23 protein-coding genes are annotated in these 23466 nt (G+C 52.6%); 16 read left to right on the top strand and 7 right to left on the bottom strand.

Annotation, left to right across the window (positions count from 1 at the left end; genetic code table 11):
- The first annotated feature begins 24 nt into the window (after positions 1-24).
- The gene (gene sbmA, locus FDW97_RS12355; protein ID WP_038638093.1) at positions 25-1245 is read left to right on the top strand and encodes a peptide antibiotic transporter SbmA; all 1221 of its coding nucleotides are present in this window, start codon (positions 25-27) and stop codon (positions 1243-1245) included.
- 14 nt (positions 1246-1259) lie between these two features.
- Complete coding sequence (locus tag FDW97_RS12350) at positions 1260-2363, top strand: DUF1615 domain-containing protein (RefSeq protein WP_069323930.1); 1104 nt, start codon at positions 1260-1262, stop codon at positions 2361-2363.
- Here the strand turns inward: FDW97_RS12350 and FDW97_RS12345 are convergent.
- On the bottom strand, positions 2348-2671 hold the full coding sequence (locus FDW97_RS12345; RefSeq protein WP_069323931.1) for a YaiY family protein: 324 nt from the start codon (positions 2669-2671) through the stop codon (positions 2348-2350). The two genes, FDW97_RS12350 and FDW97_RS12345, sit on opposite strands and share 16 nt — an antisense overlap.
- A gap of 264 nt (positions 2672-2935) precedes the next feature.
- On the opposite strand from FDW97_RS12345, the gene FDW97_RS12340 reads away from it, so the two are divergent.
- The gene (locus tag FDW97_RS12340; RefSeq protein ID WP_038638102.1) at positions 2936-3160 is read left to right on the top strand and encodes a DUF2754 domain-containing protein; all 225 of its coding nucleotides are present in this window, start codon (positions 2936-2938) and stop codon (positions 3158-3160) included.
- Positions 3161-3181: 21 nt separating this feature from the next.
- On the opposite strand, the gene ddlA is transcribed toward FDW97_RS12340, so the two are convergent.
- The gene (ddlA, locus tag FDW97_RS12335) at positions 3182-4276 is read right to left on the bottom strand and encodes a D-alanine--D-alanine ligase (RefSeq protein WP_038643049.1); all 1095 of its coding nucleotides are present in this window, start codon (positions 4274-4276) and stop codon (positions 3182-3184) included.
- A gap of 301 nt (positions 4277-4577) precedes the next feature.
- Between ddlA and FDW97_RS12330 the strand changes: the two genes are divergently transcribed.
- The 5 genes from FDW97_RS12330 (at position 4578) to adrA (ending at position 9409) form a co-directional block, all read left to right on the top strand.
- Positions 4578-5774: a multidrug efflux MFS transporter gene (locus FDW97_RS12330; RefSeq protein ID WP_038638105.1), complete on the top strand. Its 1197-nt coding sequence runs from the start codon at positions 4578-4580 to the stop codon at positions 5772-5774.
- Positions 5775-6023: 249 nt separating this feature from the next.
- The gene (locus FDW97_RS12325; protein WP_038638107.1) at positions 6024-6269 is read left to right on the top strand and encodes a sigma-S stabilization anti-adapter protein IraP; all 246 of its coding nucleotides are present in this window, start codon (positions 6024-6026) and stop codon (positions 6267-6269) included.
- Positions 6270-6368: 99 nt separating this feature from the next.
- Entirely contained in the window at positions 6369-7784 is a 1416-nt protein-coding gene (phoA, locus tag FDW97_RS12320) for an alkaline phosphatase (RefSeq protein WP_038638110.1), read from the top strand.
- Between the two features lie 97 nt (positions 7785-7881).
- Positions 7882-8202, top strand: coding sequence for a phosphate starvation-inducible protein PsiF (gene psiF / locus FDW97_RS12315; RefSeq protein ID WP_085047657.1), 321 nt, complete (start codon positions 7882-7884; stop codon positions 8200-8202).
- A 91-nt stretch (positions 8203-8293) separates the two neighbouring features.
- Complete coding sequence (adrA, locus tag FDW97_RS12310) at positions 8294-9409, top strand: diguanylate cyclase AdrA (protein WP_087857028.1); 1116 nt, start codon at positions 8294-8296, stop codon at positions 9407-9409.
- Between the two features lie 17 nt (positions 9410-9426).
- Here adrA and proC read toward each other — a convergent pair whose 3' ends face one another.
- Entirely contained in the window at positions 9427-10236 is an 810-nt protein-coding gene (gene proC / locus FDW97_RS12305) for a pyrroline-5-carboxylate reductase (RefSeq protein ID WP_137351098.1), read from the bottom strand.
- A gap of 273 nt (positions 10237-10509) precedes the next feature.
- On the opposite strand from proC, the gene FDW97_RS12300 reads away from it, so the two are divergent.
- The 5 genes from FDW97_RS12300 to ppnP all read left to right on the top strand — a co-directional run bounded on the left by FDW97_RS12300 (position 10510) and on the right by ppnP (position 13195).
- On the top strand, positions 10510-10965 hold the full coding sequence (locus tag FDW97_RS12300; protein WP_038638120.1) for a YaiI/YqxD family protein: 456 nt from the start codon (positions 10510-10512) through the stop codon (positions 10963-10965).
- 185 nt (positions 10966-11150) lie between these two features.
- Complete coding sequence (aroL, locus tag FDW97_RS12295) at positions 11151-11696, top strand: shikimate kinase AroL (protein WP_085047654.1); 546 nt, start codon at positions 11151-11153, stop codon at positions 11694-11696.
- 26 nt (positions 11697-11722) lie between these two features.
- Positions 11723-11914, top strand: coding sequence for a protein YaiA (gene yaiA, locus FDW97_RS12290; RefSeq protein WP_038638127.1), 192 nt, complete (start codon positions 11723-11725; stop codon positions 11912-11914).
- A 247-nt stretch (positions 11915-12161) separates the two neighbouring features.
- On the top strand, positions 12162-12839 hold the full coding sequence (locus FDW97_RS12285) for an AroM family protein (protein WP_038638130.1): 678 nt from the start codon (positions 12162-12164) through the stop codon (positions 12837-12839).
- A gap of 71 nt (positions 12840-12910) precedes the next feature.
- A complete protein-coding gene (gene ppnP / locus FDW97_RS12280) occupies positions 12911-13195 on the top strand; it encodes a pyrimidine/purine nucleoside phosphorylase (RefSeq protein ID WP_038638136.1) in 285 nt (94 codons plus the stop codon).
- Positions 13196-13245: 50 nt separating this feature from the next.
- Here the strand turns inward: ppnP and rdgC are convergent, their stop codons facing one another.
- Entirely contained in the window at positions 13246-14157 is a 912-nt protein-coding gene (rdgC, locus tag FDW97_RS12275; RefSeq protein ID WP_003021479.1) for a recombination-associated protein RdgC, read from the bottom strand.
- 91 nt (positions 14158-14248) lie between these two features.
- On the opposite strand from rdgC, the gene mak reads away from it, so the two are divergent.
- On the top strand, positions 14249-15157 hold the full coding sequence (gene mak, locus FDW97_RS12270; RefSeq protein WP_137351097.1) for a fructokinase: 909 nt from the start codon (positions 14249-14251) through the stop codon (positions 15155-15157).
- A 6-nt stretch (positions 15158-15163) separates the two neighbouring features.
- Here mak and araJ read toward each other — a convergent pair whose 3' ends face one another.
- From araJ to sbcD, 3 genes are all read right to left on the bottom strand, one after another.
- On the bottom strand, positions 15164-16333 hold the full coding sequence (gene araJ, locus FDW97_RS12265) for an MFS transporter AraJ (RefSeq protein ID WP_137351152.1): 1170 nt from the start codon (positions 16331-16333) through the stop codon (positions 15164-15166).
- A gap of 164 nt (positions 16334-16497) precedes the next feature.
- The gene (gene sbcC, locus FDW97_RS12260; protein WP_137351096.1) at positions 16498-19647 is read right to left on the bottom strand and encodes an exonuclease subunit SbcC; all 3150 of its coding nucleotides are present in this window, start codon (positions 19645-19647) and stop codon (positions 16498-16500) included.
- Positions 19644-20846, bottom strand: coding sequence for an exonuclease subunit SbcD (sbcD, locus tag FDW97_RS12255; protein WP_069323940.1), 1203 nt, complete (start codon positions 20844-20846; stop codon positions 19644-19646). Before sbcD ends, sbcC begins: the two co-directional genes overlap by 4 nt.
- A gap of 190 nt (positions 20847-21036) precedes the next feature.
- On the opposite strand from sbcD, the gene phoB reads away from it, so the two are divergent.
- Positions 21037-21726 carry a phosphate response regulator transcription factor PhoB gene (gene phoB / locus FDW97_RS12250; RefSeq protein WP_137351095.1) on the top strand — a complete coding sequence of 230 codons (690 nt, stop codon included), beginning with the start codon at positions 21037-21039 and terminating at the stop codon, positions 21724-21726.
- Between the two features lie 50 nt (positions 21727-21776).
- Positions 21777-23072, top strand: a complete 1296-nt coding sequence (gene phoR / locus FDW97_RS12245; RefSeq protein ID WP_137351094.1) for a phosphate regulon sensor histidine kinase PhoR — start codon at positions 21777-21779, stop codon at positions 23070-23072.
- The last annotated feature ends 394 nt before the right edge of the window (positions 23073-23466 follow it).

Below are 23466 nucleotides of genomic sequence, written 5' to 3'. Positions count from 1 at the left end.
ATAAGAAGTTAGCAGGAGAGCACTATGTTTAAGTCTTTTTTCCCAAAGCCGGGACCGTTCTTTATTTCGGCATTTATTTGGGCACTGGTCGCTGTTGTATTCTGGCAAGCAGGTGGGGGAGCCTGGGTGGCGCGCATTACCGGCGCGTCGGGGGATGTACCGATTAGCGCGGCGCGTTTCTGGTCGCTGGATTACCTGATTTTTTATGCTTACTACATTCTTTGCGTTGGGGTGTTCGCGCTGTTCTGGTTTCTCTACAGCCCGCACCGCTGGCAGTATTGGTCCATTCTCGGTACCTCGCTGATAATTTTTGTGACCTGGTTTCTGGTTGAGGTCGGCGTCGCCGTCAACGCCTGGTATGCGCCATTCTACGATCTCATTCAAACCGCGCTCAGCGCACCGCATAAGGTGAAAATTGAGCAGTTCTATAATGAAGTGGGGATCTTTCTCGGCATTGCGCTGATTGCCGTGGTCATTGGCGTGATGAACAATTTCTTCGTCAGTCACTATGTGTTCCGCTGGCGTACCGCGATGAACGAACACTATATGGCGCACTGGCAGCATCTGCGTCATATCGAAGGCGCAGCACAGCGTGTGCAGGAAGACACCATGCGTTTTGCCTCCACGCTGGAAAATATGGGCGTCAGCTTTATCAACGCCATTATGACGCTGATTGCCTTCTTGCCGGTACTGGTTACGCTGTCGGCGCATGTTCCCGATCTGCCGATTATTGGACATGTTCCTTATGGGCTGGTGATTGCTGCGATTGTCTGGTCGCTGATGGGCACCGGCTTACTGGCGGTAGTCGGGATCAAGCTTCCGGGTCTGGAGTTTAAAAACCAGCGTGTGGAAGCGGCTTACCGTAAAGAACTGGTATACGGTGAAGATGATGCCAGTCGTGCAACGCCGCCGACGGTGCGTGAACTGTTCCATGCGGTGCGGCAAAACTATTTCCGTCTCTATTTTCACTACATGTATTTTAATATCGCCCGTATTCTATACCTGCAGGTTGATAACGTTTTCGGTTTGTTCTTGCTGTTTCCGTCAATTGTTGCCGGTACGATTACGCTCGGTTTGATGACGCAAATTACCAACGTGTTTGGCCAGGTGCGCGGCTCGTTCCAGTATCTGATTAACTCCTGGACAACCTTAGTTGAACTGATGTCTATCTATAAGCGTCTGCGCAGCTTTGAACGTGAGCTTGATGGCCAGGATATTCAGGAAGTTACCCATACGCTTAGCTAACAAAAGGAGATGTTATGTCGACGGTTTCCCGTCTTTACCCCTGGTCCGGACTGGCAGCATTGGTGCTGGTGGGATGTAGTAGCCAACCCGCGCAGCCGTTAAAAAAAGGGGAGAAAGCCGTCGATGTGGCGAGCGTGGTGCGCCAGAAAATGCCCGCCAGCGTGAAAGACCGGGATGCGTGGGCGCAGGATCTGGCGAAGACGTTTGAAAGTCAGAAGCTGGCGCCAACGGTTGAAAACATCTGTTCGGTGCTGGCGGTCGCGCAACAGGAGTCAAACTACCAGGCTGACCCGGCGGTTCCTGGCTTAAGTAAAATCGCCTGGAAAGAGATCGACCGTCGCGCCGAGCGCATGCATATTCCGCTGTTTGTGGTACACACTGCGCTGAAGATTAACTCGCCAACGGGGAAAAGCTACAGTGAGCGTCTGGATACGGTAAAGACGGAAAAACAGCTTAGCGCCATCTTTGATGATTTCATCAATATGGTACCGATGGGGCAGACGCTGTTTGGTTCACTGAATCCGGTGCATACCGGCGGACCGATGCAGGTCAGCATTGCGTTTGCCGAGCAGCACGCCAGCGGCTATCCATGGAAAATGGCAGGGACGGTCCGTCAGGAAGTGTTCAGCCGACGCGGCGGACTGTGGTTTGGCACTTATCATCTGCTCAATTATCCGGCGAATTACAGTGCGCCCATCTTCCGCTTTGCAGATTTTAATGCCGGCTGGTACGCCAGCCGCAATGCGGCTTTCCAGAATGCAGTCAGTAAAGCCAGCGGAGTGAAGCTGGCGCTGGACGGAGATTTGATTCTCTACGGCAGCAGCGAGCCGGGGAAAACGGAGCTGGCGGTACGCAAGCTGGCCGGGAAGCTGGGGATGAGCGAGAGTGAGATCCACCGGCAACTGCAAAAGGGCGATAGCCTGGCCTTTGAAGAGACTGCGCTGTACGAGAAGGTCTATAAGCTGGCTGAAGCGAAGAGTGGTAAATCGCTACCTCGTGAAATGCTGCCTGGCATTCAGTTGGAAAGCCCGAAGATCACGCGTAATCTGACGACCGCGTGGTTTGCTAAACGCGTGGACGATCGTCGGGCGAAGTGTATGGCTCAGTCATCGTTATGATGACGGCGGCGCCAGCGGATAATTGTCGCGACGGCGCCAAGAATCAGGCTACCGACCAGGAAAGGGATCAGCCCAAACAGGGTACCGACGCCTAAACCAATTTCAACGCGCGGGCGTCCTGTCTCTTGCATTTGCAACTGCATCAACTGCTCATAGATACCGGGTGCGTGGGCCAGCAAATTTAAAATCTGCGCGCCTGCCCAAAAGCAAAACAGCACAAATATGGCATACGCAATGTTGCCGGGCAGGGAGGAGGTATCCCGATGCTTGCCCTTAAACAGGGATTTTGAGAGCGTAAAATCAGCCATAAAGACCTCCGGAAATAACCTGCTTTTTTTGGCGTAATGCCTGTAACTGAGTGTGAGTCTGACAGGTGATTAGGAATGTCAATATCAGAATGTTGGTAATTTCAGGTGGAGATTATTCCTGGATTTCGGTTTTTTGTGGTGTGTCACAATTATTTAACCTTAAGTTAAATTGAGTTACATTTCAGAAATTACGCCTATGCCACAGACGCCCATGGGGAAATGTGCGAGGATGCTTTCCCCTGTTGTATATCCACCGGAGCCGTTATGAACCTGCCTGTAAAAATCCGCCGAGACTGGCACTACTATGCCTTCGCTATTGGGCTTATCTTTATTCTGAATGGCGTGGTCGGGTTATTAGGCTTTGAAGCGCAGGGATGGCAAACCTATGCGGTGGGGCTGGTTACCTGGATAATCAGCTTTTGGCTGGCCGGTTTAATTATCCGTCGCCGCGTGGAAAATGAAGATGATGAAGCGAAGGATGCCCAATAGTTATCAGGCATCCTGGCGGGTTTACATACTGGTTTTCAGCGCGCTATCCGCAGCGTGGCGCTCCAGCGCCAGTTCGATCAGACGCGTGATTAAATCGGTATAGCCTAAGCCGCTCGCCTGCCACAGTTTTGGATACATACTGATGTTGGTGAAGCCCGGCAGGGTGTTGATCTCATTGATCACAACGTCGTTGTCTGCGGTTAAGAATACATCTACACGCGCCATGCCGGCACATCCCAGTGTTTGGTACGCCTGAATGGCGATCTGGCGGATCTTGTCGTTAATCTCTGGCGCGATCGCTGCCGGAACAACTACTTTGGCGCCATTATCGTCAATGTATTTGGTGTCGTAAGCGTAAAAATCACTGTTCAGCACGATCTCACCACAGGTGCTGGCCTGCGGATGATCGTTGCCCAGTACCGCGCATTCGATCTCACGGCCTTTGATCCCTTGCTCTACCACGACTTTATGATCGAACTCAAATGCCAGCGCGACAGCCTGGTTGTATTGCGCTTCACTGGTCACTTTGCTAACGCCAACGGACGATCCCTGGTTGGCGGGTTTCACGAACAACGGCAGACCCAGGCGGGATTGCACCTCAGCAAAGCTAATATTGTTGCGGTTCGCGCGAGTGAGTGTAATAAATGGCGCGATATTTAATCCGGCATCGCGCAGCAGACGTTTGGTTACGTCTTTATCCATACAGGCTGCGGAACCCAGGACATCAGAACCGACGAACGGCAGATTCGCTACGCGCAGCATACCCTGCAAAGAGCCATCTTCACCCAGCGTACCGTGGACGATCGGGAAAATAACATCGACCGTCGGCAGCGGCTGACCGTTTTGCGCATCGATCAACTGGTGCTCTTGTTTACCCGGAACCTGAGCCAGGCTGGTCGCGGAAGGACGCAGCGCAATGTGCGCCGGATCGTCTGAATTGAGCAGATAGTTACTGGCATCGCTAACGTGCCATTGCCCTTGTTTATCAATACCTAACAGCACAACGTCAAAGCGAGTCTTGTCGATGGCATCGACAATATTTTTTGCCGATTGCAATGACACTTCATGTTCCGCTGATTTACCACCAAATACGATTCCTACCCGCAACTTTGCCATCTTAAAAACCCATTCCATGAATGCAAAGCACATACATTACCACGACAAAACGCAGGTTTCCTCGGCTTCTGGCAGATTGTTTGTCTGGGCAACAGGGGAATAGATACGCGCAAACGCGTTGATCCCGCATCAAGCATAATTCCCTGCTTGTATTATGGGTTTGATGTGAGGCGTATCACAAATATGATGAGCGGGAAGATAAAATTCTAAACTGTGATATATCGCACCTGTGGATCCTTATTTGGCTAAGTAATTTGTTAAGCTGCTCGCAGTTTTCAGCTACTTATCGTTATGAGTCCTTATGGAATCCTGGAGAGTAAACCTTATTTCCGTCTGGTTCGGATGCTTTTTTACCGGACTGGCGATTAGCCAAATCCTGCCTTTTTTACCGCTCTATATCTCCCAATTGGGTGTCACCTCGCACGAAGCGCTCTCTATGTGGTCTGGGTTAACGTTCAGCGTCACCTTCCTTATTTCAGCCATTGTTTCACCAATGTGGGGCAGTTTAGCCGACCGTAAAGGGCGCAAGCTGATGTTGTTACGAGCTTCGCTGGGGATGGCGATTGCGATTTTACTGCAGGCATTTGCCACTAACGTCTGGCAGCTTTTTCTGCTGCGCGGGGTGATGGGGTTAACCTCAGGCTATATTCCGAACGCAATGGCGCTGGTAGCATCACAGGTTCCGCGTGAACGCAGCGGATGGGCATTGAGCACGCTTTCTACAGCGCAAATCAGCGGCGTTATTGGCGGTCCGTTAATGGGCGGTTTTATTGCCGACCATATTGGCTTACGGGCGGTGTTCTGTATTACTGCGGCTTTGTTGGTGGTCAGTTTCCTTGTCACGCTGTTTTTGATCAAAGAGGGTGTGCGCCCGACGACCAAAAAAAGCGAACGCCTGAGCGGGAAGGCCGTCTTTGCCTCGCTGCCTTATCCGGCGCTGGTGATCAGTCTGTTTTTTACGACGATGGTGATTCAGCTGTGTAACGGCTCTATCGGGCCAATTCTGGCGCTGTTTATCAAATCAATGGTGCCAGACAGTTCGAATATTGCCTTTCTCAGCGGGCTGATCGCCTCAGTACCTGGCATCTCGGCCCTGATTTCCGCGCCCCGGCTTGGCAAATTAGGCGACCGTATTGGTACTGAGCGGATTTTAATGGCGACGTTGATGTTCGCTGTCGTGCTGTTTTTCGCCATGTCGTGGGTCACCACGCCATTGCAGTTGGGGGTATTACGTTTTCTGCTCGGCTTTGCCGACGGCGCGATGTTGCCAGCGGTACAGACGCTGCTGGTGAAATACTCCAGCGACCAGATAACCGGGCGTATTTTTGGTTATAACCAGTCATTTATGTACCTGGGCAATGTCGCCGGGCCATTGATGGGAGCAACAGTATCAGCCATGGCGGGATTCCGCTGGGTGTTTATTGCTACGGCGAGTATTGTACTGATTAACATCTGGCAGTTGACCATCGCGTTGCGACGTCGGCGTCACGCGCGCTGACTTCCTGATAAACAACGCTGCCAGTCGGCGTTGTTTATCGATAATTCTGCATTATATCCCTATGTGATTATTCATAATCTTACCTTTTGATATTGAATGATTCTGCTGTACGTCTCGTCTCTCCCTTATTTTGTGATGTGATTGTTTTCGCAAATAGTTTAATTTCTTCTAAAAATAAAACTTTTATCACCTAGGCAGTTATGAGCCTTAATGTTAACGTGGCTTATATTTTGTTAAGGGAATACGCAAATGAAAAATCTCGTCACTGAGTTGTTGCTTAAGCTCGCCCAAAAAGAAGAAGAGTCACAAAACCTGGCCGCGCAGGTTGAAATGTTAGAGCAGGTAATCACCGAAATGCTGCGCAATATGGCGTGGAGCGATCGGCAAATATTGCTGCGTCAAATTGAAGGGGCTCTGGCAGGTGTCAACCCCGTGCCAGCGTTTATGACGACCCTGCATAACGCTGGCGAAAGCGTGTCAAAACGTTTTGATTAATCTGTGGGACGTCCCCACAAATTATCATAAAAGTGTCACATCAAATACTTATAGTCGCTTTGTTTTAATTTTACCGTATTTATACATGGAGAAAATAAAGTGAAACAAAGCGCACTCGCTATTGCCCTGTTACCTTTGCTGTTTACCCCGATTATTAATGCAGAAACATCTACCGTAGCGGTTATGGATAATCGTGCCGCTCAGGGTGATATCACCACGCCAGGCGGCGCCCGCCGATTGTCAGCCGATCAAACGGCGGCTTTACGCGAATCTCTGAACGATAAACCTGCCAAAAATATCATTTTACTTATTGGCGATGGGATGGGCGATTCAGAAATAACGGCAGCGCGAAATTATGCCGAAGGCGCGGGCGGTTTTTTTAAAGGTATTGATGCCTTACCGTTGACCGGACAATACACGCACTATGCGTTAGATAAGAAAACGGGCAAGCCGGATTATGTGACGGACTCAGCGGCCTCAGCGACGGCGTGGACCACCGGGGTTAAAACTTACAATGGCGCGCTGGGCGTTGATATACATGAAAAAGATCACGCAACAATTTTGGAAATGGCAAAAGCGGCAGGTCTGGCGACGGGCAACGTTTCTACCGCTGAATTGCAGGATGCAACCCCAGCGGCACTGGTTGCTCATGTGACTTCACGTAAGTGCTATGGCCCTGACGTGACCCGTGAAAAATGCCCAACCAATGCCCTGGAAAAAGGCGGCAAAGGGTCAATTACAGAACAATTGCTGAATGCCCGGGCTGACGTCACGTTGGGCGGTGGGGCAAAAACGTTTGCCGAAACCGCTGCGGCAGGGGAGTGGCAGGGTAAAACGTTGCGTGAACAAGCCCTGGCGCGCGGTTATCAGATGGTAAGTGATGCCGCGACGCTGGCTGCGATTACCGAAGCTAACCAGGATAAGCCGTTGCTGGGCTTGTTCTCCGACGGCAACATGCCGGTACGCTGGGAAGGTCCGAAAGCGTCCTATCATGGGAATCTGGATAAACCAGCGGTGACCTGTACGCCAAATCCAAAGCGTGATGACACCGTACCGACGCTGGCGCAGATGACGGATAAAGCGATTGAACTGTTAAGCAAAAATGAGAAAGGTTTCTTCCTGCAAGTTGAAGGGGCATCCATCGATAAACAGGATCACGCCGCCAACCCGTGCGGACAGATTGGTGAAACGGTTGATCTGGACGAAGCGGTACAGCGCGCGCTTGCCTTTGCGAAGCAAGACGGCAACACCCTGGTGGTGGTAACCGCTGACCACGCGCATGCCAGCCAGATTGTCGCGCCTGATACTAAAGCGCCTGGTCTGACTCAGGCACTGAACACCAAAGATGGCGCGGTGATGGTCATCAGCTACGGCAATTCTGAAGAGGAATCTCAGGAGCACACCGGTAGCCAACTGCGCATCGCCGCTTATGGCCCGCATGCGGCGAATGTGGTCGGTCTGACCGATCAAACTGATCTGTTTTACACCATGAAAGCGGCGTTAGGACTGAAATAATCCGACACCCGGTGACAATAGTTTTGCCACCGGGTGGTATTTTTATCGTTAGCAGCCAAACTTAGCTGTGTGTCGTCGTTCAGAAAAGGATGGTGCTATGAAAATTACATTATTAATGACGCTGCTCTTTGGATTGATTTTTTTAACTACCGTCGGTGCTGCCGAGAAGACGTTAACCCCGCAACAACAGCGTATGACCACCTGCAATCAGCAGGCAACGGCGCAGGCCTTAAAAGGGGATGCGCGCAAGACGTATATGAGTGATTGCCTGAAAAACAGCAAATCTGCGCCTGAGGAAAAGAGTTTAACCCCACAGCAGCAGAAGATGCGTGAATGCAACGTCAAGGCGACGGAGCAGTCACTGAAAGGCGACGATCGTAACAAGTTTATGAGCGCTTGCCTGAAAAAAGCTGCGTAGCACTTACGGGTGAGCAGGTAAAAACGCTCACCCGAAATTTCATACTCCCGCCAGCAGACCCCTACCTATAATTTGGGAAATTTGTTTCAGAATGTTCCCAAATACGATGAATGATGAAAACTTTTTCCAAAAGAAGGTCGTCGCGGATGAAGCGTTTATATCACTTCATCAAAACGACCACCAACGTTCCGGCCTGCGATTTGCCCGACGGATCAGGCTGCCGCGAGCGGTGGGATTGGGGGGGATGTTTTTCCCTATCGCGTCGGTATTAGTTTCCCAGCCTATTACTGGAGGCTGGTGGCTGTTACTGGTGGGATGGGCATTTGTCTGGCCACATCTGGCCTGGCAGTTGGCAAGTAAAGCAGACGATCCTCTGCATAGTGAATTTACCAATTTAAAAGCCGATGCCATCCTCGCCGGTATGTGGCTGGGCATTATGGGGGCAAACCTGTTGCCGTCCACGGCGCTGCTCATGATTACTTGCATCAATCTGATGGGCGCAGGGGGAATGCGAGTATTCCTCGCGGGCGTCGTGTTGATGGCGGTGTCATGCCTGGTGACGTTACAGTTAACCGATATTCCCGTCGCTGTTAGCAGCAGTCAACTGAGTGTGATGTTATCACTGCCGGTACTGGTGATGTACCCGCTGCTGTTTGCCTGGGTCAGCTATCAGACGATCATCAAGCTGGCGGAACATAAACGCCGCTTACAGGTGATGAGTACGCGAGATGGGATGACCGGCGTTTATAACCGACGTCATTGGGAGTTATTGCTACGTAATGAATTTGATAATTGCCGCCGCTATCAGCGTGATGCCACGTTGCTTATTATTGATATCGACCATTTCAAGAGCATCAATGATACCTGGGGTCATGACGTCGGTGATCAGGCTATTGTCGCGCTGACCCGCCAGTTGCAGATGACTTTACGCGGTAGCGATGTGATTGGCCGTTTTGGTGGTGATGAATTTGCGGTGATTATGTGCGGTACGCCCGCAACCAGCGCAATTGCGGCCATGTCGCGCGTGCATGAACGACTTAGTCAGTTGCGTTTATCCTGCGCTCCGCAGGTCGCCTTACGTATTAGCGTTGGCGTAGCGCCGCTGACTTCTGAAACTGAGCATTATCGGGAATGGTTAAAATCGGCGGATATGGCGCTTTATAAAGCAAAGAATTCCGGACGTAACCGCACCGAAGCGGCGGCCTGACGTCCGGTAATATTAACTCAGGATCGGCTGAGTTTTTCTGACTGTTCCATGCATTTAACCATCGCTTCAATCACTGATGAACGAAAACCGCGTTCTTCCAGGACGCGTACCGCTTCGATAGTGGTGCCGCCTGGCGAGCACACCATATCCTTCAGTTCCCCAGGATGTTTACCCGTTTCCAACACCATTTTTGCCGAGCCCATTACCGCTTGCGCTGCGAATTTATATGCCTGCGCACGGGGCATACCGCCTTGCACGGCGGCGTCCGCCATCGCTTCGATAAACATAAAGACATAGGCCGGTGCAGAACCGCTGACGCCGACAACCGGGTGAATCATCGATTCTGCAATCACTTCGGCTTCGCCAAAGCAGCGGAAGATATTCAGTACGTCGGCCGTATCTTCCGGCGTTACTAAGGCGTTCGGCGTGACGGAGGTCATTCCGGCATTAACCAGTGACGGGGTATTAGGCATTGCGCGAATGATTTTGCGATCATGACCCAGCGCACGGGCGAGCTGATCGAGGGTAACACCAGCAGCAATAGAGACAACCAGAGAGTCTTTGTTCAGGCTGGAGGTGATTTCACTCAGTACCTTAATCATGATGCCTGGTTTTACGGCCCCAAAAACAATGTCGGCGATTTGCGCGACTTCTTGCGCAGACTGCGCTGCATTAATGCCATACTGGTCGTGCAACGCAGCGACTTTTTCGGGGGAAGGGGTATAGACCCAGATTTGTCCCGGGAGAACCTGGCCGCTGGCGATCATGCCGCCAAGAATTGCTTTGCCCATATTACCGCAGCCGATAAAACCAATTTTTTTGTCCATCTTGTCACTCCCTATGGATGATATTCATTGTTTTATACCCGTCATACTTCAAGTTGCATGTGCGTTGGCTGCGTTCGCTCACCCGAATCACTTACCAGAGTAAGCTCATCGGGACTCACTCTCTTGCCGCCTGCCTGCAACCCGAATTATTTAGGGTAAATCTGGGAAAGCTAAGCTTAGCGCGGAATGAATATGTGCAGAAGGAGAAACAGCACTTTGCCTGCAAGTAAAAGCACGAGACAATGCGCGATTACACACGATTGGGGAGAGATTATGACAATATGGGTGGATGCCGACGCGTGTCCGAACGTGATTAAAGAAATTTTATACCGCGCCTCTGAGCGCATGCAGATGCCGCTTATTCTGGTAGCGAACCAGAATTTGCGCGTCCCGTCTTCGCGTTTTATCCGTACATTACGCGTTCCCGCCGGGTTTGACGTTGCTGATAACGAGATTGTACGACAATGTAGCGCCGGTGATTTAGTGATCACGGCGGATATTCCGCTGGCTGCTGAAGCCATTGAAAAAGGGGCGGCAGCGCTTAATCCACGCGGCGAACGTTATACCGAAGCGACGATCCGCGAACGTCTGATGATGCGTGATTTTATGGATACGCTACGCGCCAGCGGCATCCAGACCGGGGGACCGGATAGCCTTTCTCCCCGTGACCGACAGCATTTTGCGGCTGAGCTGGATAAGTGGTGGCTGGAAGTTCAGCGCAGAAAATAGTACCTGTAATTTATTTTTTACACTTTCATCCATGTGAATTCTTGTTATAGTAGGGTTTAATTGACACCATCACTGTTTGTGTAATTTTTTCTTTACGATTTGGTGGTGTACTAGTTTGATGATATGATTATATCTTTAATTGCATCAGATCCCGCTCGTCGGCGGTTCTCTGGGGAAATTCTGTGATGACGCAACCTCTTTTTCTTGTGGGCCCCCGGGGGTGTGGTAAAACGACAATCGGTATGGCGCTGGCGAAGGCTGTCGATTACCAGTTCGTTGATACCGATCGCTGGTTGCAGTCGCACGTGCAGATGACCGTGGCGGAAATCGTCGAAAGAGAAGGATGGGAAGGGTTTCGTGCCCAGGAAACGACCGCTCTGCAGGCCGTCACGGCTCCGACAACGGTTGTTGCGACCGGTGGCGGCATCATTCTGACCGAATTTAATCGTCATTATATGCGTAGCCACGGTGTGGTTATCTATTTAAGCGCGCCGGTATCGGTACTGGTTGATCGTCTGGAGGCTACGCCTGAAGAGGGGTTGCGCCCAACCTTAACCGGCAAGCCGCTGACTGAAGAAGTAGAGGAAGTGCTTGCCCAGCGTGATGTTCTGTACCGTGCAGCGGCGCATTATATTGTTGATGCGACCAATCCGCCTTCGCAGGTGGTGGACGACATTCTTGGGATACTGTCGCAGGCAGCGCCACGCTTACAGGGTGGTGTCTATACTTAAAGCTCATTCAGACAAAAGGAAGAGCTATGCCGACAAAACCACCTTATCCGCGTCAAGCAACCATTGTTACCGTTGAAAAGGGGACGCCAGGCCAGACGGTAACCTGGTATCAACTTCGCGCCGATCACCCGGAACCGAATTCGCTGATCAGTGAGCATCCTTCCGCTCAGGAAGCCATGGATGCTAAAAAACGCTACGAAGATCCCGATAAAGACTGATATTAAGCACCGTCCTGGCACGAGTCTGAAAAGTGCCAGGACGGGCGTACATCACATTTTTTTAAATATCGCCGTATACAGTAAAAATTGAAAATTAAACAATAACAATACAGTACTGGAATGATTTGGAATCTTTACAAAATAGACCGCCGATCTGCTGCTACGCTTTTGAGCGTTTGTAGCGCAGGTCAGCGCCCGGCAATTATTCGGGAATTCACAGCAAAGTAAGAAGACGGTGGAGCAAAAAATGGGTACGTCGTTGGCTATCCTCACGATTGGCGTGGTGCCGATGCGTGAGGTGTTACCGCTCCTGACGGAATATATTGATGAGCAGCACATCACTCACCACAGTCTGCTGGGGCAGATGCGGCGAGAGGATGTGATGGCCGAGTACGGCGTCTCTCCCGGTGACGAGCCGCTTTTAACGCTGCTCAGCGACCATCAGCTTGCCCATGTTTCGCGCCAGAAAGTGGAACGATCACTCCAAGGTATCGTAGAAGTACTCGATAATCAGGGCTTTGACGTGATCCTGCTGATGAGTACGGCCTCAATTGCCCGCCTGACCGCCCGCAAGAGTATGTTACTGGAACCTTTACGTATAATTCCTCCACTGGTCGCCTCGATTGTGGAAGGGCATCAGGTCGGGGTTCTTGTCCCCGTCACGGAATTGCTTAAAGCCCAGACGCAAAAATGGCAGGTGTTGCAAACGCCGCCAGTGTATGCCGTGGCGAATCCGATTCACGGTTCCGAACAACAACTGATTGATGCCGGTAAAGAATTGCTTGAGCAAGGCGCGGATGTGATTATGCTGGATTGTCTGGGTTTTAATCAACGTCATCGCGATTTACTGCAAAAATCGCTGGATGTCCCGGTTCTGCTGTCCAATGTGCTGATCGCCCGGCTGGCTTCGGAATTGCTTGCGTAATTTTGCGTGACAGGTGGAACGCCAGCCCCCTATATTGGTTGTTAACTTAATCACAAGATAGGGCCAGTTGTATGCTTCAAAGTAATGAATACTTTTCCGGCAAAGTAAAATCCATCGGTTTTACCAGCAGCAGTACTGGCCGTGCCAGTGTTGGCGTGATGGCTGAAGGCGAATACACCTTTGGTACTGCGGCGCCTGAAGAGATGACGGTCGTCAGCGGCGCACTGAACGTGCTGCTGCCGGGGGAAACTGAGTGGAAAGTCTATGCCGCAGGGGACGTGTTTAACGTACCAGGCAGCAGCGAGTTTCATCTGCAGGTGGCAGAGCCAACATCCTATCTTTGCCGCTACCTGTAAGCGTAAAAATGACGAATGGCGACATTGAGCCGCCATTCGATAAACACGTCTTAACGTTGCGCTTCGCCGCCTAATCCTTCTACCAGACTTTTAATCAGCGCCGCCAGTTCGCCCGTCATCAGGATGAAATCGGCATCAAAACGCTGAGCGTAGTCCTCGCGGTCAATATCTTCGTTCTGATCGCGCAACTCGTCGCTAAACTTCAGACGCTTAATCGAGCCGTCGTCACACATAACGAACTGAATGCGCTGCTGCCAGTCGAGCGCCAGCTTGGTGACCAGTTTGCCCGCTTCGATATGTACGGCGATTTCGTCGCAGACCAGATCCTGTTTTTTCGCGCGAATCACGCCGCCGTCTTCAAGGATCGCTTTCAGTTCTGCTTCATCCAGCAACTGGAAGCCCTGCGCCGTTGTGCCGGAGCGAACCCATTCGGTTAGCGTCAGCTCAATAGGGTTTTCCATCGTCAGCGGAACGACCGGCAGCGAGCCGAGGCTCTTACGCAGCAGCGCCAGCGTATCTTCCGCTTTCTTCGCGCTCGCACAATCAACCATGATCAGATCGTTAACGGTGTCGATCCACATCATCGTTTGGCTGAAGCGGCTAAAGGCGCGCGGCAGCAATGAGTGCAGAACTTCATCTTTCAGCGAGTCTTTTTCGGTCTTCTTAAGCTTGCGACCTTGCTCAGCTTCCAGTTTGAATATTTTGGCTTCCAGCGCCTGTTTGATAACCGGCGACGGCAGAATTTTTTCTTCTTTGCGGGCGCAGATAATAATTTGGCCATTGGCGGTATGCGTTAATGCATCGCTGTGCGATCCCATCGGCGGAACCCAGCCCATTTTTGCCATATCCTGGCTACCGCAAGGGGTGAACGTCATTGATGCCAGCTGTTTTTCCATCTCTTCGGCACGCAAAGAAACATCGCGGCTAAGACGGTAAACCATTAAATTTTTGAACCACAGCATGATAATTTCCACGGCCTTGTCGTTAAATCCAGCGGGCATGATAGCGAATTGTCGCTATGCTTGCATTGTTAATCGGGAAGAGGAGCAAACAGTGCGTATAGGTATCGATTTGGGCGGTACAAAAACGGAAGTTATTGCGCTTGGCGATGCAGGCGAGCAGCTTTTTCGCCATCGTCTGCCCACACCACGTGAGGATTATCAGCAAACGATAGAAACCATTACCGCGCTGGTGGAGATGGCGGAGCAGGCTACCGGGCAAACGGGAACCGTGGGGATGGGGATCCCTGGTTCAATTTCGCCTTACACTGGGGTAGTCAAGAATGCCAACTCAACCTGGCTTAACGGGCAACCCTTTGATAAAGACTTAAGTATGCGTTTGAACCGTGAAGTGCGCCTGGCGAATGATGCCAATTGCCTGGCGGTTTCTGAAGCGGTGGATGGTGCGGCGGCAGGGGCGCAAACCGTATTTGCGGTAATTATTGGCACCGGATGCGGCGCGGGTGTGGCGTTGAATGGTCGGGCGCACACGGGTGGCAACGGTACCGCGGGCGAGTGGGGGCATAATCCGCTGCCGTGGATGGACGAAGATGAGCTGCGTTATCGCCAGGAAGTACCCTGCTATTGCGGCAAGCAAGGCTGCATTGAAACCTTTATTTCCGGGACCGGTTTTGCCACCGACTACCAGCGTCTGAGCGGTAAGTCGCTCAAGGGCAGCGACATTATCGATCTGGTTAACGTTCGGGATGCTGTGGCGGAGCAGGCATTGAGCCGCTATGAGTTGCGTCTGGCAAAATCGCTGGCGCATGTGGTGAATATTCTCGATCCGGACGTCATTGTACTGGGTGGGGGAATGAGTAATGTCGACAGGCTATATCAAAACGTTCCCACGTTGATGAAGCAATTTGTCTTTGGCGGCGAGTGTGAAACGCCCCTACGCAAGGCGCTGCATGGTGACTCCAGCGGCGTACGCGGTGCGGCCTGGCTGTGGCCGCAGGCGTAATCTGTTTTACGTCGCGGCTGCAACTTGTTGCACGCCGCGCTTCAGGTAGCCGTAAATCAGCAGCGATGACATGGCGGAGAACGACAGCAACGCAGCCGGCAGCGTCACATAGTTGTAGGCAAAGCCCAGCGTCAGCATCATACCGCCGCACCAGGCGCCAATTGCGCTACCGAGGTTAAAGGCAATTTGCCCGCCTGCCGCGCCCAGTAGTTCACCTCCTTTGGCATTTTGCAGCAGCAAAATTTGCAGCGGCGCTGATAGGGCGAACAGGCCAGCGCAGCAAATAAAGGCGAAGGTCAGCGATGCCGCTTTGATACCGCCAAAAACAAAAAGCAGCAGCAGAACCAGCACAATGATGAAGTCGGTTATTACCGCAATGCGCAGCGGCGTATAGCGGCCAGAAAGCCGACCGCTCAACAGATTCCCTAATACCATCCCCAATCCCACCAGCATCATGATGAAGGTCATCAGCGCTTCGGAAAAGCCGGAGATGTACATCATGTACGGCTTGACGTAGCTGAACCAGGCGAAAACCCCGGCGTTGCCAAACATGGTGGCGGAAAAGATCAGCCACGGGGCGGGGCTTTTCAAAAAGTGAAATTGCTCGCGCAGATTCCCTTTCGCTTCATCGCTGATGTTGGGGACCCAAAAAGCGACCGAGACTATTACGGCGATATTAAAGACGGCTATCAGCAGAAACGTATAGCGCCAGCTAAATTCCTGGCTCAGCCAGGTACCGACGGGAATGCCAATCAGATTGGCAACGGTCATCCCTGAAACCATGCCCGCGACGGCGGCGGTGACTTTTCCTGGGCGCGCCAGCTTCGACAGAATAATAGCTCCAACGCCAAAAAATGCGCCGTGCGGGAAGCCGGAAACCAGCCTGCCCACCGCCAACATAAAATACGAGGAGGAAAGGGTGAAGATGGCGTTGCCAATCACGCACAGCGTGACCAGAAACAGCAGAATATGCTTAAGCGAAAAGCGGCTGGAAAAGAGCGCAATAATCGGCGCGCCCAACACTACGCCAAAGGCGTAAAACGAAATCATATGACCAGCGGCCGGGATAGAAATGCCCACGTCCCGCGCCAGCTCGGTGAGTACCCCCATGATGCCGAACTCGGCCATGCCCAGCCCAAATGTCCCCAGCGCTAAAGAGAAAACGACTTTTTTCATACCACCTGCCAACAAGAAAGACGCCGGATGCGCGTCATAGCGGCGAACGTTCGCCGCCAACAGAGATAGCTTGCGGATAAGCGAAGTGGAATGCCATTTCATATCCGTCTTTGAGTATGCAATATTGTGCTACATATTGTGCCGGATGGCTCCGGTCAGGATATTTATGCTGATCCCACCGCAAACAGCTTGTCGAGTTTGCTGTAGCCCAGCCCGTTGATTTTTTTAACCTTGATCTGCACCGGAATGCGTTCTTTCATCGCTTCAACGTGGCTGATTACTCCAATGGTTTTGCCGGTGGCGTTCAGCGCATCGAGTGCGTCCAGCGCGGTATCCAGCGTTTCGCTGTCCAGCGTGCCGAAACCTTCATCGAGGAACAGGGAGTCAATTCGCGTTTTGTGGCTGACCAAATCGGATAACGCCAGCGCCAGCGCCAGACTCACGAGGAAGCTCTCGCCGCCGGAAAGCGTACGGGTGTCGCGCACGGCATCGGCCTGCCAGGTATCAACCACTTCCAGCTCCAGCGCTTCGCTGGCCTTACGCTGTAACAGATAGCGACCATGCAGACGAGTGAGTTGGTTGTTGGCAAGCCACACCAGGTTATCGAGAGTCAGTCCCTGGGCAAACTTGCGGAATTTATCTCCCTCTTTCGAGCCGATTAGCGCATTCAGATAGCCCCAGTCTTCAACCTGCTGCGTGACGTTTTCAATCTCCTGCATCAGCGCCTGCTGCTGCTGGCGATGTTCAGTATCCTGTTTCAGCTGCTGGCGAATTTCGCCTTGACGCGTGGTATTTTCCCGTAGCTGCTGGGTGAGCTGCGCCAGCGCGTCGCGAAGCTGTTGTGCCGAGAGCGTGAGATCCGCCCCGGTTGGCAACTGCTGGTGATGGCTCGCCAGCGCCTGCTGAGCCTGATTAAGCAGCGTTTGTGCCTGCTGCTGCTGCTTTTCCAGCGATTGCTTTAACTGCTCCAGACGGCTAAAGGTTTCTTCATCCAGCAGTGCGGCAACAAAGGCGTCACGATCGGCAAAGATGCTGGCCTGCAGTGCGGCATCAAACTGTGCCTGAATTTCTGCGGCGCGCTGTAGGTCCTGCGCCTCCTGCTGTTGCAAGGTTTGCCACTGGCCTTGTAAAGACAGGCAATCGTCATGCACCTGTCGCCAGTTTTCCAGCGACAGATTCTCAGTACTTGCAGACAGCGTATCGCTCTCAGGCAGCGTTTCCAGCAACGGCGTGAGCTGAGCTATTCGCGCCTGTAACTCGGTGAGTTCGTTCTGGCGCTGCTGCCACATTTGCGCTTCTCTCGCCCGCTCACTCAGCCACGAATTAGCGTCATCTGCAGCAGGAAGGGACAGTCCATGGCGGGCCAGCTCGGCGGTTAACGTCGCCTGGCGCTGGTCAATTTGCTGCTGGAGCTGGGTAATCTGCTCGGTATGCGCCGTGATTTGCGCCTGCAGGGTATGACGCAGGCTCAACTGGTGAAGTTGTTGTTCGTATTCTTCCTGGGCGGCAAGCCACGGGGCGATATCATCCTGCGGTTGCAGCGTCACGTTAAGGCTGGTAGTGACTGTCTGCCACTCTTGAGTAAGCGCTTGCTCCTCTTGAGAAAGCGTCTGTGCTTCACGTTCATCCCGTTGGAGTTGCTGGGTTATGGCCTCAAGCTGACCGCGTAACGTTGAGCCCTCATCAGCCAGGGTTTTAACCTCTTTTTCCAGTGCTTCACGTCGTGCCTGATTAACACTCAGTTCGAGCGTTTGATAGCGCTCAATCGCCGGATGTGTGGTGGAGCCGCACAGCGGACAAGGCATGCCGGATTGCAATAATGCCCGCTGGCTTTCCAAATCTTTGATGCGGGCTTCCTGCTCGCAAATGATCCTCACATCGGCAAGCTGCTGATTTTTATCTTTATAGCGCTGACGTTTTTCGGCAAGCACCGCGTTGCGCTGCGTTAGCTCTTGCTGACGTTGCACCAGCGTCGCGCGTAACTGCGCCAGCTGCTTTTGCTTCGGGGCGATGTGCCCATGCAGATTGCTCAGACGCTGGCGTAACGGACGGAGCTGCACATGTTGCGCCAGCGCCGCAGTGACCTCCTGCGGTGAAAGAGTCAGCGTGGGAAGCGCCAGCGCATCCAGTTTACGCGTGTCGTTTTCCCGTAACTGCTGCCACTGGCGTAGCTGGGCGCTGGCGTCGGAGTGTTGCGCCAGCAGGGCCTTCCACCCAGCCAGTTCGCTGCCCCACAAGCGGAAGCGATCGTGTTCGTTCAGCCAGTCGATTAACGTCTGCTGTCCAGCGAGCAAGGCGGTCGATTGCGTGTGCGCCTGCTGACGGATGCGCCCGCGCAGCGCTAAGCTGCTTTGTAAGCGAGCATTCACTTCCTGAATCTTCTGCCGCGTACGCGCTATCGTAGCCGTTTGTTCCTGGATTCGCTCCCAGTGCGGGCGTAACGCTCTGGCCGGTTGCGCCAGACTCAGCGCCGCCAGCTGTGGCTGCGCGTCTTCTTGCGCCTGTTTAGCGGCCTGTAACGCCTGTTGGTGACGGTTGATTTCTGCCTGTAGCTCATTTTGTCGAATGAGCCAGTTGAGATGCAGTTGCTGAGTCTGCTGGCTTGCAAAGTATTGTTTTTCCTCGTCAGTAAGTACCTGCAAACTCTCTGTCAGGGACTGCACCTGCTCCGCTGCGAGCAGAGCCACGCCGTTGGCCTGCGCCTGCAGTTTTTCCAGCTCTGTACGCGCTGCTTTATGCTTTTCAAACACCATGGCGGAAATTTGGCCGTAGATCTCAGTCCCCGTCAGCTCTTCCAGCAGTTCGGCACGCTCTTTCGGTTTGGCATTGAGAAATGCGGCAAATTGCCCCTGAGACAGCAGCATCGAACGGGTGAAACGACCATAATCCAGGCCGGTAAGTTCGGCGGTCATTTCCAACTTGTCTTTGACTTTATCGGCGAGGATTTTACCGTCGGCGCAGCGGGCAAGTTCTACGCGCGGAGCCTGTAGGTTGCCTTCAGGCTGATTGCGCGCGCGGTTCTGGCTCCAGAATGCACGATAGGCTTCGCCCCGGACTTCGAACTCGACCTCGGCCAGACACTCGGCGGTGTCGCGGGTCATCAGATCGTTTTGCGACTGAGACACGGTATTGAGCCGCGGCGTTTCGTGATACAGCGCGAGACAAATGGCGTCCAGCAGTGTGGTTTTTCCCGCGCCCGTTGGACCCGTGATGGCGAACAGCCCATTGCTGGCAAAGGGCTCAGCCGTGAAATCGACTTTCCATTCTCCTTTCAGAGAATTGAGGTTTTTCAAACGCAGGCTGAGAATTTTCATGCTTCGGTCTCCCCGGCAAGCGTGTGTAAGGTGGTGCTAAACAGTTGATTCAGGCGCTCGCGTTGCGATTCTTCGAGTTCTTCCAGCGCCAGGCGACGGGCAAAAACGTCCGTCACGCTCAGCTCGCTTAGCGTTTCACGTCGTTCATTCGCCATAATACGTTCGCGCTGTTCCCGGCTACGGCGCACCAATAACACCTCTACCGGTAAATCTTCGGTTAATGCCTGAATCTTACGCTGCATGTCGTGCAGATAGTCATCGGTGGTGATTTCGATATCTAACCAGACTGGCGGTTCCTGCTGCACACCGCGCCACTGCTCTAGTTGGGCGGTAATCGCGGCTAAATCACCTTTCAGCACCGCCAACGGCTGGGTGACCGGTACGGTGAGGTGTTCAACAGCGCTCAGCTTGCCGTTTTCGAAGCTCACCAGATGGACGCACTTGCTTTTGCCGCACTCGTCAAAACTGAGCGCAATTGGCGAACCGCAGTAGCGAATATGCTCTGTTCCGCCGATAACCTGCGCCCGGTGAATATGTCCCAGCGCGATGTAATCGGCGGGTGGAAAGTTTTGCGCCGGAAAGGCGTCCAGCGTGCCAATATAAATGTCACGTACAGCGTCACTTTTACTGGCGCCAACGGTGGTCAGATGCCCGGTCGCAATGATGGGTAGATTCTGGTCGCCGCGCAGCGTACAGGCGTCATGATATTGCTGTTGGTAATAGTCGGTGATAGCCGATAGCAAATGCTGCTGTTTCTCTTGTCCCGTTAGCCCGGCCTGGCTGGTAATGATGTCACGCGGGCGTAAAAAAGGCACCGGGCACAGGATCGCGCCCGGCGTGCCGTCGCGTTGAGACAGCACCTGCGGCGCATGGCCAGCGCTGGCGATCACTGTGGTGTTGAGAAACGCCAGAATATCGCGGGATTCGTTGAGCGTGGCGACGGAGTCGTGGTTACCTGCCAACACCACCAGATGACAGCCGGTTTGCTGCAGATTAACGACAAAACGGTTATACAGCTCACGGGCATAGCTTGGCGGTGAGCCGGTATCGAAAATATCGCCCGCCACAATAATGGCATCCACCTGCTGGGATTGTGCCGTTTCCAGCAGCCAGTCGAGAAAGGCCTGATGTTCAGCGGCGCGGCTCTTGCTGTAGAAATTTTGGCCCAGATGCCAGTCAGACGTGTGAAGGATGCGCATAAGAGTTCCATGACGATAAAACAGTGGCGGGGATTATAACCCTGCAAGGACGGTAATATCTTGTTTAAGGGCTGTCATAATTCGCGGGGCTGCGTTAAACCTGGACTATCTTTTCATAAATCTGTCATAAAACTGACGCATAATGGCACCGTATTGATGGCAAACGATTTAATTATAAACAGGGCAAATCATGGCGAGACGTATTCTGGTCGTAGAAGATGAAGCTCCAATTCGTGAAATGGTCTGCTTCGTGCTCGAGCAAAACGGTTTTCAACCCGTAGAAGCCGAAGACTATGACAGTGCTGTGAACCAACTCAATGAACCCTGGCCGGATCTCGTCTTGCTTGACTGGATGCTACCCGGCGGCTCGGGCCTACAGTTTATTAAACATCTCAAGCGCGAAGCGATGACGCGGGATATTCCCGTGATGATGCTGACGGCGAGGGGAGAAGAGGAAGATCGCGTCCGGGGTCTGGAAACGGGTGCGGATGATTATATTACCAAGCCGTTTTCTCCCAAGGAGCTGGTGGCGCGTATTAAAGCTGTTCTGCGTCGTATTTCCCCCATGGCGGTGGAAGAGATTATTGAGATGCAGGGGCTGAGCCTTGACCCAACCTCGCATCGCGTGATGACCGGCGAGGATCCATTGGATATGGGGCCGACAGAATTCAAACTGTTGCACTTCTTTATGACCCACCCTGAACGCGTCTATAGCCGTGAGCAATTACTCAATCATGTCTGGGGTACCAATGTGTACGTGGAAGACCGGACAGTGGATGTGCATATCCGCCGCTTGCGTAAAGCGCTGGAGCACAGTGGACACGATCGTATGGTGCAGACAGTTCGTGGGACGGGATATCGTTTTTCGACCCGCTTCTGACTGACATGAATAGGGGCCTGACGGATTAGGCTGTTAATGGAGTAAGACGTTTGCTAGAACGATTGTCATGGAAAAGGCTGGTACTGGAGCTGATCCTCTGCTGCATACCGGCGTTTATCTTTAGCGCTTTTTTTGGTTACCTGCCCTGGTTTTTGCTGGCGTCGGTAACCGGCCTGCTTGTCTGGCATTTCTGGAATTTATTACGCTTGTCCTGGTGGTTATGGGTCGACAGAAGCATGACCCCGCCGCCGGGGCGCGGAAGTTGGGAGCCGTTGCTGTATGGGCTGCATCAAATGCAACTGCGCAACAAAAAGCGCCGTCGAGAACTGGGTAATCTGATTAAACGTTTTCGCAGTGGGGCGGAATCGCTACCTGACGCGGTGGTGTTGACGACTGAAGAGGGCGGCATTTTCTGGTGTAACGGCCTGGCCCAGCAGGTTCTGGGACTGCGCTGGCCGGACGATAGCGGGCAAAATATACTTAACCTGCTGCGCTACCCGGAATTCACGCAATATCTGAAAACGCGTGATTTTAGTCGGCCAATCAATCTGGTGCTCAATACCGGACGGCATCTGGAGATTCGCGTGATGCCCTATACCGATAAGCAATTGCTGATGGTTGCGCGCGATGTTACCCAGATGCACCAACTGGAAGGTTCGCGGCGTAACTTTTTCGCCAACGCCAGCCATGAGTTGCGTACGCCGCTGACGGTGCTACAAGGTTATCTGGAAATGATGCAGGAGCATCCGCTGGAAGGAACGACGCGCGAAAAAGCGCTGCATACCATGCGTGAGCAAACGTACCGCATGGAAGGGCTGGTGAAGCAGTTGTTGACGTTGTCGAAAATAGAGGCCGCGCCAGCGCTACTGCTTAATGAGAAGGTGGACGTGCCGATGATGCTGCGCGTGGTTGAACACGAGGCGCACACGCTGAGTCAGAATAATCATACGTTTACTTTTGATATTGATAGCCACCTGAGCGTGCGGGGAAATGAGGAGCAACTGCGTAGCGCGATTTCGAATCTTGTGTATAACGCGGTGAACCATACCCCCGCGGGTACGCACATCACCGTGCGCTGGCAGCATGTTGCCTCCGGGGCGGAATTTAGCGTCGAGGACAATGGGCCTGGTATTGCTGCGGAGCATATTCCTCGTTTGACCGAACGCTTCTATCGCGTGGACAAAGCGCGATCCCGACAAACGGGCGGGAGTGGACTGGGTCTGGCCATCGTGAAACATGCTCTGCAACATCACGATAGCCGCCTGAATATCGAAAGTACGCCAGGCAAAGGGACGCGATTTAGTTTCGTCATCCCGGAACGTTTAATGGCCAAAAGTAACGATTAAAGCGTATTCGTAAGATAATCTTTCCAAAAGCCAGCGCGAGCTGGTTTTTTTATGTGGTCAATAGTTACATCCTGAATTTTGCGACGTTTGATTGTTTTTTGTTCGAACTATTACCCATACCTTTTTCCATGAAATGGTTTTTTGTGCTAACTGCATTTTTCATATCGCTATATTGTTCTGGTTTTTGGATCCCACCTTGCTTTAAAACGTTATAAGCGTTTAAATTGCGCTCCAGATGCTGTCATACCGACTGCATTTACGCGGTAAATCGAAAAACTATTCTTCGCCGCGCCAGGTCGGGAGTGTTTCCCGCTGGAATTGAGCAAAAATGCCGCTGTATTGTCCCCCAGGGAAAGGCAAAAATTTATTATTTTCAACACCACATCCACAGGCA

Source organism: Citrobacter sp. wls708 (assembly GCF_005281255.1).
GTDB classification, from domain to species: domain Bacteria; phylum Pseudomonadota; class Gammaproteobacteria; order Enterobacterales; family Enterobacteriaceae; genus Citrobacter; species Citrobacter werkmanii.
The sequence above is the reverse complement of the archived record's forward strand: the minus strand, read 5'-3'. Positions and strand labels throughout refer to the sequence as shown.